We start from the raw sequence: 13803 nt of genomic DNA on the forward strand, positions 1-13803 counted from the left end.
GTGCTGTTGGGCTGCCGAGTAAAGCACGGATACGCAAACCACCACATGCTCGCAAGGCCTACCCACGCAAGAGCGCGCCAGAAGGGATTCGAACCCCTGACCCACGGCTTAGAAGGCCGTTGCTCTATCCAGCTGAGCTACTGGCGCACGTGCGCTGGCGATCACCCGCGCATCTCACCGTCGCAAGATCAATCGGGGTGAGAGGATTTGAACCTCCGACTCCCTGCGCCCAAGGCAGGTGCGCTACCAGGCTGCGCTACACCCCGGCACGATCTCTTCCATACTGCCATCGCCGGCCGGGCTTCGCTAACAGACCCCCCCTGCGAAATCAACGCAACGCTCTAGGTTGCTGCGGCTCGGTCGACACGCGCGTCTTGAGGGCGTGGGCGGCGTGGGAGCCTCCATTGCGCTCCACACAGCAAAGATGCTCAGGGTGGTAGGGGCGAACCGCGGGTTGCAGCCGTCGGCCGTGTGCGAGAGCAGTTTCATTGCCGGTCTGGCGCAAGCCGCTCGTTGCTGAAGTTGCGGACCCGCCGGCCCCCGCCCTGTTATTCGAACTTCGCCGGGCTAGGACCTCGGCAGCGCTTCTGCCTTCCACCCTGCCTCGCGCAGAAATTCCGCCAGGCGCTCGCGGAGCTGTCTCGCAGCACGCGCGCGGTGGGAGTAGCGATGCTTTTCTTCCGCACTGAGTTCAGCGAAGGTTTTGTCGCTGCCCTCGGGTACGAACACGGGGTCGTAGCCGAAGCCATTCGTGCCGCGCGGCTCGGCGGTGATGCGTCCCTCGCAAACACCTTCACTGGTAAGCACGCGCCCGTCAGGCCGGGCAACGGCTAGCACGCAGCGAAAACGGGCAGAGCGCTGTTCTTCGGGAACCTCGCGCAGTTCGTGAAGCAACCTGCGCAAGTTGGCCGTGTCGTCCGCCTGCTCGCCGGCATAGTGTGCAGAATCGACCCCGGGCGCCCCGCCGAGAGCATCGACCTCTAACCCGGAATCGTCGGCCAAAGCTGGCAAGCCGCTCCATGCAGCAATCGCCTTGGCTTTCAGGGTGGCGTTTTCCACGTACGTTCGCCCGGTCTCGGCAACTTTCGGATAGCCTGGGCGGTCGAGGAGAGAGATGCACTCGACTCCACTTCCGCCGAGCAGTTGCTCCAATTCTTTCACCTTGCCGGGGTTGGCGGTGGCCAACACCAAGCGCGGCTTCTCCTGGTGCGAGGCACTCATGAATTACTGAAGGGCGCGCTGCTGGGCGCGTAGCAACTCTTGAATGCCCGACCAGGCAAGATCTGCAAGCTTGTCAAGCGTGGCCCGATCGAACGGGCTACCCTCGGCCGTGCCCTGGACTTCCACAAAGCGGCCCGCATCGGTCATGACCACGTTCATATCCACCTCGGCGCGGGAATCCTCGGCGTAACAGAGGTCCAGAAGCGGCACTCCATCGACCACCCCAACGCTCACCGCTGCCACCGCACCGGTAAGCGGTGTTTGCTCGAGGGCGCCGCTCTCTAAGAGGCGGCGGACCGCGAGTCCCAGCGCGACGTAGGCGCCCGTGACGGAAAGGGTGCGCGTCCCACCATCGGCCTCGATGACGTCACAGTCAATCCAGATCGTGCGCGGCCCGAGCTTGCTGAGGTCGACGACCGAGCGCAAGCTCCGACCGATCAATCGCTGAATCTCATGCGTGCGCCCACCCAGACGGCCGCGTGCTGCCTCCCTTTGAATCCGTTGCGGGCTCGATCCGGGGAGCATGCTGTACTCGGCAGTCAACCACCCCTTGCCCGTATCCTGCAAAAACGGAGGCACACTTTCTTCCACCGAAGCTGTGCAAATTACCCGCGTGTTGCCCGCCTCGGCCAGCACGGACCCGAGCGCTTGCCGGATAAAGCCCGGTTGCAGCACCAGCGGCCTGAGCTCAGAGGGCTGCCGCCCATCGATACGAGTCATCTCCCAACATCCTCCCGTGTGCGCACGCCCATCAGAAAACACGCTTCTACCAAGCAGCCGCGGCGCGACGCAACCAGCAGGGCCAGAAGCAGCGATTTCTTTGGAGGCGAAAAATTCCGCTGCCATGGGTTGCCCTGGAAATGGAGTGGCGCTAATTTTTTGACGCTTTTCTGCAGGAGGACCATGGAGCCGCACATTGTCAAAGGGAATCACCCGGTCATGGAGAAGGTTTTCCAGATCTGTGATCGCGTGGCACCGACGGATTCGACCGTACTGATCCAGGGGGAAAGTGGCACGGGTAAGGAATTGGTGGCGCGGTATATCCATGCGCGCAGCCGGCGAGCGAACAACCCATTTATCCCTGTGAACTGCGGGGCCATCCCTGCCGACCTGCTCGAGTCGGAAATGTTCGGCCACGAGCGGGGGGCGTTCACAGGTGCTGTGTCGGCCCGCATGGGGTTATTTCAGTACGCCAATGGCGGCACAATTTTTTTAGACGAAATCGGGGAAATGACCCCAGCGCTCCAGGTGAAACTGTTGCGCGTGTTGCAAGAGCGCGAAATTCGCCCGGTGGGGGCGGATCGTACGATTCGTGTGGACGTGCGGGTGATTGCCGCCACCAATCGCGATCTTTCGGCCGACGTGAAAAGTGGTCGTTTCCGAGAAGATCTATTCTACCGGCTGCAAGTGATCCCCATTACCATCCCACCCCTGCGCGAGCGCCGGTCGGATATCCCGCTTCTGGTGCGGTATTTCCTCGAAAAGCACAATAGCCAGCGGCCTGGTCAGGCGGTGCGGATTTCGGATGAAGCGATGGTGCACTTGTGGGAGTACGACTGGCCAGGGAACGTTCGCGAGCTAGAGAACCTGATCGAGCGGCTGGTGATCTTGAGCGAGGACGGCATCATTCGCGTGGAAAATTTACCGCCAAACATCCGCACGTTCATTTCCGACAAAAAAATTCCGCGCCCGACGCTGACCGATGAGGGCATTGACCTCAACCGCGCAGTGGAGGAGTTCGAGTATCGTTTGATTGATGAGGCGTTGCGGCGCACGAAAGGCAACAAGCAAGCCGCAGCCCGATTGCTGGGCCTGAAGCGCACCACGTTAGTGGCCAAGCTCCGGCGCAAGGCCAGTAGCTCCGACCAAGGCTGCGTATTGTGAAAAGGAACGACCATGTCCGAAGACTTGAAGGGCCGAATCTTAGTGGTCGATGACGATGAGAACGCCATCGAAATCCTAACCCGCATGCTCAACCGGGAGGGGCACGTCAGCATTGCCGCATCCAACGGACCCGAGGCGCTGGAAACTCTCGGGCGCGAGACTGTGGACGTGATCTTATTGGACGTCATGATGCCTGGCATGGACGGCCTCGAAGTATGTCAGAGACTTCGCGAAGACGAACGGTTGCGCCAAATTCCTGTGATTTTGCTGACGGCGAAGGACGACATGGAAACCCGCAGCCGTGCGATGGCCCTCGGGGTGAGTGAATTCCTGACGAAGCCGGTGAATCGCAGGGAACTGTTCACCCGCGTGGCGGCGCAGTTGCACGCGCGCAATTTGTCGCGCGAATTGGCGAAAACCGCGCAAAAGGTGTCCGGATCCGCCAACGAGTCGGGCGGGGACTGAACGGTTGCCCCTTCCCGTCATTGGAAATGCCCCATCATCTCGTCTTGATCCTGGCGTGCTGTTCGTTCCTGGGTTCGTCGGACGTGGGGCCGCTCACTCAGCGGCTTCGTGCCTTTCGACCTGTGGAGCTGGCTGAGCGGTCCATTTCACCGGTCTTGCCTAAGCAAGCCCGCATGGAAGGGAGGCGCCTTGAGTTGGTTGCGAACACTGGCTCAGGGACGGTTGGTTCTGGTGACGCCGGCCGGGACGCTGCACGGTGGAGCCCGCCACCGGGCTCCAAGCTTTTAGTGGTTTCCCCGCACCCGGACGATGAAACCCTGGCCGCCGCTGGATTGATGCAAGCCGTGCTGCGCGAGCGGGGCTCCGTGCGCGTTGTGTTTGTCACGAATGGTGACGGATATGCCGAGGCTGTTGCCGCGCGCACCGATGGCCAGAAGCCTACAGCGACCGACTTCCGCCGCTACGGCCGGCAGCGCCAGAGCGAAGCCATGGACGCCCAACTCGAGCTGGGGATTCCGCCCAGTTGGCTCAAATTTCTCGGCTTTCCTGATGGCGGCATCGAAGCGCTCTGGGGCCCGTATTGGTGCTCGGCCGAACCCTATGTCTCGCCGTTCACGGAACAGCGTCGCGCTCTCGCAGAAGATGGCCGCGAGTACCGGGGCGCGGAGCTCAAGCAGCAACTCGTCGACTTTCTCCGCGCTTGGCAACCTGAGGTGATCGCGATCCCAGACCCGCGCGATCTCCATCGCGACCACTGCACCGCCGGGCTCTTTGCGCTGATGGCAATAGGAGAAGTGACGAAACAGGTCCCTGCCTTTCGGCCGCATGTGTTCGGCTACCTTGTGCACTCTCCGGACTATCCTGGGGAGCCGCGCTGGCGGGAGAACGTATCGCGCCAGGGGGTGTGCGGAGAACGCACGGGTGTGACGCTGCTCGGAAAAACGGAATGGTTGCGGGTGGAGCTCAACGACTCGGAGCAGCGCGGTAAAGCGCGCGCGCTCCAGCGGTATACGACGCAAATGCAGGTCATGCGGGGCTTCCTCGAGCACTTCGTTCGCCCGGAGGAATGGTTTTCGCGGCTGCAGGAAGAGCAATGGCGCCTGCCTACTTTGATGACGGATGCTGGGGTGCGCGCGGCCCCGTGCAAGGTTGTTCTGTGAGCACGGTCGTGATAGGCAGAATTTCCTGCTGGAAACGCGAAGGGTAGGCGAATGGACTGTGATGCCCATTCCACGCCAGCCGCTGGAGAGAAGCGAACGCGCGCTCCCGAGCCCGCCCCGCGCAAAGCTCACCTTCCACGCAAGAGTGCTTTATGCAGTTAGCAAATCCAGCAACATACGAAGTTGATTTAGATGGTAACCGTGCCCGCTTGGAACAACTGCGCAAAGTCGTTGGCGATGCGGAACGGGTTGCGCTGTTGTTGCAAGACGACCCCGATCCCGATGGCATTGCCAGCGCGATTGCATTGCGCACCGTATTAGGCCGCAACCGTTCGACCACGCCGATTTTCACCTTCGGGCAAGTAACCCGCGCAGAAAACCTGGCGATGATCCGCCTGCTCGATGTTACCGTGGAGCCGGTGGACACGGAAACGCTGCGAGCATTTCCGAGGGTGGCCCTGCTCGACGTGCAACCCGGATACTTCGGCGAACGACTCCCTCACGTCCACATCGTCATCGACCACCATCCTCGCTGTGGACCGATCGATGCCGAGTTTTGCGACGTGCGAACGAACTATGGTGCAACCTCGACCATCTTGACCGAGTACCTAGAAGCCGCCGGAGCAGACGTAAGCCAGCGCCTAGCCACGGCATTGTTGTACGGGATCAAAAGCGACACGTTGATGCTCAACCGCGAAACGGGCCCGGCCGATTTGCGTGCCTTCATGGCCCTGTACCCCCTGACCAATTACAACGTGCTCCGGCGCATCGAACGCCCAGAACTCCCACTCGCATTCGCTTCGTTTCTTGCTCGGATTCTGCCTAGGATCCGCAAGCGGGACGAATTGTTAACGCTGTACGTGGGACATGTGGATCGAGAAGACGTCATTCCACAACTTGCGGACTTCTGCATGCAATTCGAAAACACGGAATGGGTGGTTGTGGCGGGTAAGAGCCATGACTCCATTGTGATGTCAGTACGGAACCCTGGGTACGTGCGCAGCGCGGGGGAGCTTGTCCGCCGCTTGTTTGGCAGCGTCGGACGCGCCGGCGGCCACCGCTCGATGGCGAAGGCGATCGTACCCGTTCGCGCTTGGCGAAAAGCTTTCGGCTCCACGCGCGACCGGCAAGTGGCGGAAACCATCGAGCTGCTTTTTTGGCGCGAGCTCTACGGAGAGGGTGCCGAGCCAATGCAAGCCACTGCCTAGCTGGCTCCGCGCCGTTGGTGCCTCGCTCGGGCTTGCTCGTGCAGAGGACAGAGGGTCAGCCGGAACAAGGGCGCCGCATTTGCCGGCGCAGCGTCCCGAACTACGACACCCGTGCAGCCCCCGCGACGTGACAGACCCCGTCAGACGTTTGTAACAACACTATAGACAAACTTGTGCAACATGTTACAAGAATTGGCACTCAGACTCGTAACGACCAGGAGAGGGAAGAATCCATGAAGGATCCGGCAATCAGCCTCGATGAGTTGTTACAAAGAGGCCAACGAAAAACCGAGGCACTGAGGTTACTGAACGTCAAGATTCCAAGCAGCATGCTCGAACGGATCGACCGATTGAGCAACATGCTGCCCGCCACCAAAAGCGAGATTGTGGTTGCCCTTCTTAACGAAGGGCTTAGAGCTGCTGAGAAAGAGTTGCGAGATTGGCGGCCGCCTCCAAAGCCGGTGATTCCGAAGGAACGGCGCTGCGTGGTCAAGGGCTGCGAGCGCGAGCGGGTAGCGAAGGGATTGTGCCCAACCCACTACCAAGCCCAGCGCCGCGCACTTATGGCCGGCAAGCCATCCCCGATCTCCGAGAACGGGTCGCATTGAACAAACCGGTTGAATCGCGCTATCCGGAGGTAGGGAGGCTGGGCGTGTGGCTTTCTCTCAGCAGTGAAGGTCGAAAGTGACACGCCCCGCGCGCACCTTCGGTGGGTTGTTGTGCGCAGTTGTGGGGTGGGTTCTGGCCGCCGGCTGTGGGGGTGACGATATCGTAGTCGGGGGTTTTATCCCTAGTCCCACAGCCGCACCGACGCCGACGGCCACGCCTGCAGTTGGAAAAGCTGGAGACCCTTGTAGCCGAAGTAGCGACTGCGAAAGCGGTATCTGCGACTCGCTGACGCTGACTTGCCGGTAGCGCATCGAAGCCACTGATTGGCCCCGAGAACAGAGGCCGCTGCAATCGGCCACGTCCGTGGCTTGGTTGCCGCAGCGAATCACCGATTTGTCGCGGTTGCCCTTGCCGACGGCGTGGGCGGTAGCGTGTCGGTCGCTATCTTCCGGCGAGAACGCTGCGCGCCGCATCGCGAGGCAACACCACCGGCACGCGTGCAATCGATGCGGTCTAAGGGGAAGCTGGCGTTTTCGTGGGGGCGCTGGTGTGACCGCGTGAAGTTACCCGGTGAGAACCCAGAGGAACCACAGCACCCAGGCAACGACCGCGGCAACCAACAATACACTCCCAATGTAATTGGCGTTCCGACGCGGGTACGGGCGCGTCTCCAAAGCACTAGCTAGAGAAGTGGAGCGCGATTTCGGCGCGACCGCTACCACCCGCCAATTCGTGAACCCCGCAGCCCGCAAACCCTCCTCCACGCGTAAGCGCGCAGCGAGGGCATCGGACTCGTTGATCTCGGAAATTCTCACCTCCACTTCGTATTGCGGCATGGCCCGAAACCCTCGCGGGGCTCCTAACAATCGGCACCCACAACCTCACGGCACCCGCACAACGATTTGTGCTGGCGCGCCGACGTTTCCCCCGATGTCTCGAAGTCGCGCGGTCACTATCGTGTCGCCGGGGGGAAAAGTCAATGCGTCGTTGACCAAAATGCAAAACTGCACGGTCGAGCTGCTGTCGGCGTAGACTAAGTTCGCTCCTCTATCCTGCGTGCAGGCAAAGTCGGCCTCGCTAAACACGCGGAAGCGGCAGCCGAGGTCGTTCAAGGCGTCGGTGACTGACTGCACCGTATCGAACATCCCGAGCAACGTTCCGGGAACACCTCCCACGCGCGGATAAGTGGCATCGCACACCGCTTCGCTGCCATCGCCCAGAGCCCGGTTGACCTGCACTTGCAGGTCGGGCTGGGCCGTTGGATCGCCGCGTTTGGGATTGAATATCACGGTGCCGACAGGGAGTTGGCTACGGCCCGGCCGCGCTTCGACGAACAAGATGAAGCCAGCCTCCTCGGTACGGGAGAAAATCGGCCTGCCCTCCGCGTCCACCCCAATCGCTTGGTTGACCTGTCCCCCGAGATCGGCAACACCGATCGCGGTAACGATCGGCCCGATGAGAACCGTGGGTGTCGGAGTTGCCGTGGGCAGCTCGGTCGCGGTTGGAGTCATCGTGGAGGTCGCCGACGGAGACGGAGTGGTGGTGGCGGAAGGGGTCACCGAAGGAGTGGCCGAAGGCGTTGCTGAAGGCACCGGCGTTACCGTCCCCACCGGGTTGATCGTGGCTGAAGGCGTTGGCAAGTTTGTCGGTACCGGCACGGTGGGCGACGGGGAGGACGTCGGACTGCGCGTTGCTGTGGGAGCGGGCAAAGTTGCTGTGGGAGCGGGCAAAGATGAGCCTCCGCCGCCTCCGCTGCAGGCCGCAGCCGCAGAAAGTAGCCCTGCAAAGAGCGCCGCACGCGCCCACCACTGTCCACGCCACGCTGCAAGCATCGTGAGCGGGTATCGCCAGGCCGGGGGGTGAAGTCAAGCTGCACTTCGTCCCCTGTCGATGCGGCGTGCCAGCTCGTTGCGTTTGCCGCGGAGGCAAGATAGGCCCCGCGCGTGAGTCGTGAACGAAGAGCCGCAAAAATCCCAAGTCGGTATGCAGGGAGAGCGCTACTTTCCGCCCTGGAGAGGTGAGCGATGGATTGGCGCCAGCGGTATCGCCACAAGGTGTGTCGTGCCGAAGAGGCGGTGGCACGGATTCCGAACGACGCCACGGTTCGCCTGCCCATGGGGCCGGTGCCCGTCACGCTGGTGCGTGCGCTTGCGCAGCGCAACGAGGACTTGCAGGGAATCCGGCTGTTCCAAGGTGCCTCGCGCCAGCCTCTGCCGTTCCTCGATCAGCCGGAGCGGTGGCAGGGAAAGGTGGAAGTCGTAACCGACTTCGCTTCCGCTTTGCTGCGCCCAGCAGTCGAGCAAGGCTGGGCGGATTTTCTCGTGACCGATTACAGTATCGGCTCGCGTAGCCAACATTTCGACCGGCAGGACATCTGGCACCCTGACGTGTTCATGGCGATGGTGTCCGAGCCCGACGCACGGGGGCTGGTGAGCTTCGGTTACACGCTGTGGCACTCCCGCCAGTTGCTCCACAACGCGAGGCTGCGCATCGCAGAGGTTGCCCCCGATGTGCTGCGCACCGGCGGAGATAACGCGGTGCCGCTCGAAGCCTTCGATTGTATCGTCGAGTCGAAGGACCAGCTTCCCCCATTGGCACCGCCTGAGTTGAGCTCGGAGCGGATCGAAGTCACAGAAGTGATTGGTGCTTACGTGTCCACCCTCGTACGCGACGGCGATACCATCCAAATCGGCACCGGAACATTGTCGTCGTGCATGGGCGCGTACCTCACGGGCAAGAACGACCTCGGGATCGATGCGGAGATTCTCGTCGCTTCTGCTGTCGAGTTGGTGAAACTCGGCGTAGCAACGGGCAAGCGCAAGACGTTTCACCCGGGAGTGGCGACTGCCTCGTTTATCGTGCCTGGGGCTGACTTTGCGTTTTGCCATGATAACCCACGCATTGCGCTCTACGACATTGAGTGGTGCAACGCGCTCCCACGCATTGCGCAGATTGAGAACTTGGTCGCCATCAACCAAGCATCGATGATCGACTTGACGGGACAGGTGGCCTCCGAGTCGATCGGCGCCTCCATGTACACCGGTCCGGGCGGGCAGCTCGTGTGGTGCATGGGAGCACTGTATGCACCCGGCGGTCGGTCGGTGCTGGTGCTCCCCTCGACCGCTCGGAACGGCACGGTGTCGCGCATCACCGCCACGTTTCCGCCCGGGACCGTGGTTACGGTGCCGCGCACCTTTGTGGATTACGTGGTGACCGAATACGGGATTGCCAATTTGCAGGGCCGAACGCAGCGAGAACGGGCCGAAGCGTTGATCGAGATCGCGCACCCGACATTCCGCGACGAGCTGCGCGACTATGCCCGTCGCACCTTTTGGCCGCGTCCACGCATGGTTGGGCCGCAGGCGCCAGGAGGCGGAAGCCGTCATTAGTCGCGCGTTGGAGCAGATCGGCGAGGAGCCGCGCGCTATTTCCCGATGCAGAAGTTACGAAACAATTGATCCAGCACGTCTTCGGCCCCGACAACATCGGTGATGGAGCGTAGGGCATCGGCGGCTGCGCGCAGCTCCAAGCTCACCAAATCGAGGGGTGTGTGCGTAACCAGGCCACGCTCCGCACGCTCGAGTGCTTCGAGCGCGAGCTCGACAGCAGCCACGTGCCGCGGGTGAGTAAGCACGAGCAAATCGTTAGCGTCGGTGCTGGAGCCCCGTAGCCGTTCCGCTACGAGAGACCGCAGCTCTGCCAACCCTGCGCCGACGCGTGCCGAGATGTGAACCACATCTCCGGGCTCCACGGCAAACGGCAACGCACTGGCGTCGAGTTGGGCGGGGAGGTCGCTCTTATTGAGCGCAACCACTCGGGGGCGACCCGCCACTTGTTCCCAGGCGTGAAAGTCTTCGGCTTGCAACGGTGCGCTGCGGTCGAGAACGAGCACGCACAGGTTTGCCTGGTCGATGACCTGTTTCGTACGTTGGATCCCGAGGCGCTCCACAGGGTCCGTTGCCGACTCTGGGCGCAAGCCCGCCGTGTCGACGAGCATGGTTGGGATTCCCTCGCAGTCCCACACCTCTTGCAAGGTGTCGCGCGTGGTGCCGGCAAATTCCGTAACGATTGCCCTTTCCGTGCCCAGCAAGGCGTTCAAGAGACTCGACTTGCCAACATTGGGCCGGCCCACGAGCGCGACCGTGGCCCCCTGTCGTAGCAACGCACCCTGCCGGTACGAGGAATGCAGCCGCATCAAGCCGAGACGGATGGGTTGGAGAGCCCTTAGCGTTTCCATGAGCGGAAGCTCGATTTCGTCGCCAAAATCCAGTTGCGCTTCCACCACGGCCAGGGTGTAAAGCAACTGCTCGCGCAGCGATTCGAGTGTTCGCGATAAGTCGCCGCCGAGTTGGCGCGCAGCGGCGATGGCGCTGGTGAGGGTGCGCGAGTCCACTAAATCCGCCACCGCCTCCGCTTGGGCAAGGTCTAAGCGCCCGTTGAGAAACGCCCTTCGGGTGAACTCCCCCGGTTCGGCGTGGCGAGCCCCAGCGGTTAAGGCGTGCGCCAGCAGGTGCTGCAAAACCAGGGGGCTTCCGTGTGCATGTAATTCGAGGACATCCTCGCCCGTGTAGCTTCGCGGTGCGCGCATGAGTACCGCCAAACCACGATCCAACAGCCGCCCCTGCGAATCCAGGAATTCGCCGAAGTACAAGCGATGCGATTGCCACTTTTCCACTGGTCGTTGCGAGTGGAACACCCGCTGAGCAATTGCAACCGCTCCCGGCCCGCTGACTCGGATGATGCCGATACCGCCTCTTCCGGGTGGGGTGGCAATGGCAGCAATGGTGTCGCGCTGGTACATCCTCGCGATGGTTGCGATCCGCGCACGCTACGCGGATTAGGAGCGGGGGGATTGTTTCGGGGCGATCACCAGACGGCGGTAATATCCTTCGCCGGTGCTGCGCGTCGTCAACGCCGGATCACCTTGCAGGGTGAGGTGCACGACGCGGCGATCCCGTGGGCTCATGGGCTCGAGCTCCACGGGCTTTCTCTTGCGCTTCACTTGCGCAGCGAGGCGCCGTGCTAAACCCTCCAGGTACTGCCGGCGCCGCTCGCGGTAACCCTCGACGTCGAGAGTCACATGCTGGGCATGCGGCTCGTCGTGCACGGCGACGCGATTGACTACGTACTCCAAAGCATCGAGCATCTGTCCGCGTTTGCCGATGAGGAAACCGGAAGGACCGCCGACGAGGTTGAAGACGACCTGTTGCTCGCTACGCGTCACCTCGATGCGCACGGGCATTTCTAAGAGACGAAAAATTTCCGCAAGCAACCGCTGAGCGCGGTCCAATCCTTCGGGGGCCAGAGCTTCCGAAGCAGCCGGTTCGGAGCCCTCAGGTGGCCGCGGGCTCGCTGGCGCCTCTGAACTAGGAGTGGGCTCGGCTGCCGGGGTCGTTTCTCGGACTGCGAGCCGCACGCGAGCTTTGCGAGCGCCGATGCCGAGCACGCCACGGGAACCGCTATCGAGCACAGTAACGTCCACGGCCTCTTGCGGGAGGCCAAGTTGGCGTAGGCCTTCGGCAATGGCGGCGTCTACGGTATCGGCTTCGACTTCGATGGCCTGCATGGCTCGGTGTCCTCCGCACCTGGCGGTTATTTGCTCGTTCGGGTCATGTAATACTGCTGGGCGATGGTCAAGACGTTGTTCACTAGCCAGTATAGCGTGAGTCCCGAAGGAAATCCGATGAACATAAAGGTGAACAGGATCGGCATGATGAGCATCATCTGGCGCTGCGTGGGATCTCCGACACTCGGACTCATCCACTGTTGCACAAACATACTAGCGCCCATGAGCAGGGTGAGCACAGGGATCCCTGGGGGTTCGACAAAGGGAATTGCGATAGAGCCTAGCCGGTCGGGCGCAGATAGGTCGCGAATCCATAAAATGAACGGGGCGTGCCGGAGCTCGACCGCGTGCGTGAGCGCTGAGTAAAGCCCAATAAATACCGGAAGCTGCAACAGCATCGGTAAGCAACCGCCGAGTGGGTTCACTTTGTGGCGCCGGTAGAGTTCCAGCATTTCCTTGTTCATTTGCTGGGGATCGTCCTTGTACTTTTCCCGGATCTTCGCCATCTGCGGCTGCAGCTTTTGGAGCTGCTGCATCGACTTGAAACTGCTTTGTGTCAGCGGGATAAACAGCAACTTCACGAGCACGGTGAGCAAAATGATGTCCACCCCATAGTTGCCCGTGAACCGATGCGAGAACTGCATGATGTGCAGCAGTGGCACGGCAATGAAGCCAAACCAGCCGAGGTCCACTGCGCGTTCAAAGCGGTGTCCCGCAAGCTCCAGAGCGTCGACGTCCTTGGGACCGAGATACGCAATGGCCTGCAAGGTCAATCCTTGCGCGGTCAGAGGGATCAGCCACTTCTGCTCCACCCATGTGCCGCGATCCTTGAGCCATAGACGGCGCGGTGCTTCCGGGGGGAGATCGACGGCAAGCCCGGCAAGGAAATAGTGGTCGGTAAAAGCCGTCCACCACAGCTCGCCGCTGAGGATGAGCCCCTTCTCTAAGTCGCGGAAGCCCTGTTCGTGCAGCTTTTTGCCTTCGAGATATGCAGTCTTGGAAAATACCGGCGGAGGGTTCTTGTGGCGCTCGAGAGCCCGCGACCAAGAAAGGGCGACTTCGTTGTAGCCGTCGGGGACTTGCGCAACTGAGAGGGTGCAGCCGATGGTGTAACGGTCGGCTTGGAACGTAAACGTTTTGACGATCGGCACCGATCCGACGACACCACGAAACGTCAGCGTGACCGGTTCGCCGCCCGACACCTCGAGCGAATCGCGGTCGGGTTCGTAGGCAACGGCGCGGTCGTCGAGCTTCGGCGCAGAGGCGCCCCGGAGCTCGGTGCCGAAGGGTGCATCGTGATCGGGTCCCGGCAAAATCAACTCGAGGGGTGGGCTGTTCGGTTCTACAGTCGTCCGGTACTGTTTGAGTCGCCAACTTACGAGTCTTGCCCCGTGAGTGCTGAACTCCGCGACCCAGAGGGGCGACTCGACCCGGACAATCCGTTCCGGCTGTGCAGGGCCCTGCTTGCCTTCGACCACGGTGCCGCGGGGCTCTTGAGCTGCGGGTGCGACAGGAACCGGCGCGTCGGCCGTCGGCTCGGAAATTTCCGGTGACGTCGCACCAGGTGTCGCTTGCCCTTGCGGATGCGGCGCCGGGGTTCCGTAAAAATACCGCAGCGCCTGCTCGTAAACGATCAGGATCAAGAGCGACAATACGACAGCCAGGAGGGCGCGGCGATCCATCGGGCCTT

The 13803-nt window shown here is 61.8% G+C and carries 14 protein-coding genes and 2 tRNA genes; 7 read left to right on the forward strand and 9 right to left on the reverse strand.

Annotated features, from left to right (window positions below):
* Positions 1 to 73: 73 nt before the first annotated feature.
* The 4 genes from N3C12_15820 to rph form a co-directional block, all read right to left on the reverse strand.
* Positions 74 to 147 (reverse strand) — tRNA-Arg (locus N3C12_15820).
* Between the two features lie 45 nt (positions 148 to 192).
* Positions 193 to 266 (reverse strand) — tRNA-Pro (locus N3C12_15825).
* A 301-nt stretch (positions 267 to 567) separates the two neighbouring features.
* Entirely contained in the window at positions 568 to 1221 is a 654-nt protein-coding gene (locus N3C12_15830; GenBank protein ID MCX8073885.1) for an XTP/dITP diphosphatase, read from the reverse strand.
* Positions 1222 to 1224: 3 nt separating this feature from the next.
* On the reverse strand, positions 1225 to 1941 hold the full coding sequence (gene rph / locus N3C12_15835; GenBank protein ID MCX8073886.1) for a ribonuclease PH: 717 nt from the start codon (positions 1939 to 1941) through the stop codon (positions 1225 to 1227).
* A gap of 183 nt (positions 1942 to 2124) precedes the next feature.
* Between rph and N3C12_15840 the strand changes: the two genes are divergently transcribed.
* From N3C12_15840 to N3C12_15860, 5 genes are all read left to right on the forward strand, one after another.
* Positions 2125 to 3105, forward strand: a complete 981-nt coding sequence (locus N3C12_15840) for a sigma-54 dependent transcriptional regulator (GenBank protein ID MCX8073887.1) — start codon at positions 2125 to 2127, stop codon at positions 3103 to 3105.
* 12 nt (positions 3106 to 3117) lie between these two features.
* Positions 3118 to 3570: a response regulator gene (locus tag N3C12_15845; GenBank protein MCX8073888.1), complete on the forward strand. Its 453-nt coding sequence runs from the start codon at positions 3118 to 3120 to the stop codon at positions 3568 to 3570.
* A gap of 173 nt (positions 3571 to 3743) precedes the next feature.
* The gene (locus N3C12_15850; protein ID MCX8073889.1) at positions 3744 to 4730 is read left to right on the forward strand and encodes a PIG-L family deacetylase; all 987 of its coding nucleotides are present in this window, start codon (positions 3744 to 3746) and stop codon (positions 4728 to 4730) included.
* Between the two features lie 152 nt (positions 4731 to 4882).
* Entirely contained in the window at positions 4883 to 5938 is a 1056-nt protein-coding gene (locus N3C12_15855) for a bifunctional oligoribonuclease/PAP phosphatase NrnA (GenBank protein MCX8073890.1), read from the forward strand.
* Positions 5939 to 6171: 233 nt separating this feature from the next.
* Positions 6172 to 6546, forward strand: coding sequence for a hypothetical protein (locus N3C12_15860; GenBank protein ID MCX8073891.1), 375 nt, complete (start codon positions 6172 to 6174; stop codon positions 6544 to 6546).
* Positions 6547 to 7110: 564 nt separating this feature from the next.
* On the opposite strand, the gene N3C12_15865 is transcribed toward N3C12_15860, so the two are convergent.
* Both N3C12_15865 and N3C12_15870 read right to left on the reverse strand, forming a co-directional pair.
* The gene (locus N3C12_15865; GenBank protein MCX8073892.1) at positions 7111 to 7383 is read right to left on the reverse strand and encodes a hypothetical protein; all 273 of its coding nucleotides are present in this window, start codon (positions 7381 to 7383) and stop codon (positions 7111 to 7113) included.
* A gap of 45 nt (positions 7384 to 7428) precedes the next feature.
* Positions 7429 to 8058 (reverse strand): hypothetical protein, encoded by a 630-nt coding sequence (locus N3C12_15870; protein MCX8073893.1) that lies wholly within the window; start codon positions 8056 to 8058, stop codon positions 7429 to 7431.
* A gap of 1 nt (position 8059) precedes the next feature.
* On the opposite strand from N3C12_15870, the gene N3C12_15875 reads away from it, so the two are divergent.
* Together N3C12_15875 and N3C12_15880 are read left to right on the forward strand one after the other, a co-directional pair.
* Positions 8060 to 8410, forward strand: coding sequence for a hypothetical protein (locus N3C12_15875; protein MCX8073894.1), 351 nt, complete (start codon positions 8060 to 8062; stop codon positions 8408 to 8410).
* Between the two features lie 161 nt (positions 8411 to 8571).
* A complete protein-coding gene (locus tag N3C12_15880; protein MCX8073895.1) occupies positions 8572 to 9936 on the forward strand; it encodes a hypothetical protein in 1365 nt (454 codons plus the stop codon).
* Between the two features lie 35 nt (positions 9937 to 9971).
* Here the strand turns inward: N3C12_15880 and mnmE are convergent, their stop codons facing one another.
* Genes mnmE through yidC form a run of 3 tightly spaced genes read right to left on the reverse strand, consistent with a single transcriptional unit; the run spans position 9972 to position 13795 of the window.
* Entirely contained in the window at positions 9972 to 11348 is a 1377-nt protein-coding gene (mnmE, locus tag N3C12_15885) for a tRNA uridine-5-carboxymethylaminomethyl(34) synthesis GTPase MnmE (protein MCX8073896.1), read from the reverse strand.
* A 36-nt stretch (positions 11349 to 11384) separates the two neighbouring features.
* The gene (locus N3C12_15890; protein ID MCX8073897.1) at positions 11385 to 12113 is read right to left on the reverse strand and encodes a protein jag; all 729 of its coding nucleotides are present in this window, start codon (positions 12111 to 12113) and stop codon (positions 11385 to 11387) included.
* Positions 12114 to 12139: 26 nt separating this feature from the next.
* On the reverse strand, positions 12140 to 13795 hold the full coding sequence (gene yidC, locus N3C12_15895) for a membrane protein insertase YidC (GenBank protein ID MCX8073898.1): 1656 nt from the start codon (positions 13793 to 13795) through the stop codon (positions 12140 to 12142).
* Positions 13796 to 13803 lie beyond the last annotated feature (8 nt).

It is taken from the genome of Candidatus Binatia bacterium (assembly GCA_026415395.1).
GTDB lineage: Bacteria > Desulfobacterota > Binatia > HRBIN30 > HRBIN30 > HRBIN30.

Excerpts from the sequence above, each read along its gene's own strand:
- N3C12_15830 (MCX8073885.1), bottom strand. The coding sequence starts at position 1,221 with ATGAGTGCCTCGCACCAGGAGAAGCCGCGCTTGGTGTTGGCCACCGCC.
- rph (MCX8073886.1), bottom strand. The coding sequence starts at position 1,941 with ATGACTCGTATCGATGGGCGGCAGCCCTCTGAGCTCAGGCCGCTGGTG.
- N3C12_15840 (MCX8073887.1), top strand. The coding sequence starts at position 2,125 with ATGGAGCCGCACATTGTCAAAGGGAATCACCCGGTCATGGAGAAGGTT.
- N3C12_15845 (MCX8073888.1), top strand. The coding sequence starts at position 3,118 with ATGTCCGAAGACTTGAAGGGCCGAATCTTAGTGGTCGATGACGATGAG.
- N3C12_15850 (MCX8073889.1), top strand. The coding sequence starts at position 3,744 with ATGGAAGGGAGGCGCCTTGAGTTGGTTGCGAACACTGGCTCAGGGACG.
- N3C12_15855 (MCX8073890.1), top strand. The coding sequence starts at position 4,883 with ATGCAGTTAGCAAATCCAGCAACATACGAAGTTGATTTAGATGGTAAC.
- N3C12_15860 (MCX8073891.1), top strand. The coding sequence starts at position 6,172 with ATGAAGGATCCGGCAATCAGCCTCGATGAGTTGTTACAAAGAGGCCAA.
- N3C12_15865 (MCX8073892.1), bottom strand. The coding sequence starts at position 7,383 with ATGCCGCAATACGAAGTGGAGGTGAGAATTTCCGAGATCAACGAGTCC.
- N3C12_15870 (MCX8073893.1), bottom strand. The coding sequence starts at position 8,058 with ATGACTCCAACCGCGACCGAGCTGCCCACGGCAACTCCGACACCCACG.
- N3C12_15880 (MCX8073895.1), top strand. The coding sequence starts at position 8,572 with ATGGATTGGCGCCAGCGGTATCGCCACAAGGTGTGTCGTGCCGAAGAG.
- mnmE (MCX8073896.1), bottom strand. The coding sequence starts at position 11,348 with ATGTACCAGCGCGACACCATTGCTGCCATTGCCACCCCACCCGGAAGA.
- N3C12_15890 (MCX8073897.1), bottom strand. The coding sequence starts at position 12,113 with ATGCAGGCCATCGAAGTCGAAGCCGATACCGTAGACGCCGCCATTGCC.
- yidC (MCX8073898.1), bottom strand. The coding sequence starts at position 13,795 with ATGGATCGCCGCGCCCTCCTGGCTGTCGTATTGTCGCTCTTGATCCTG.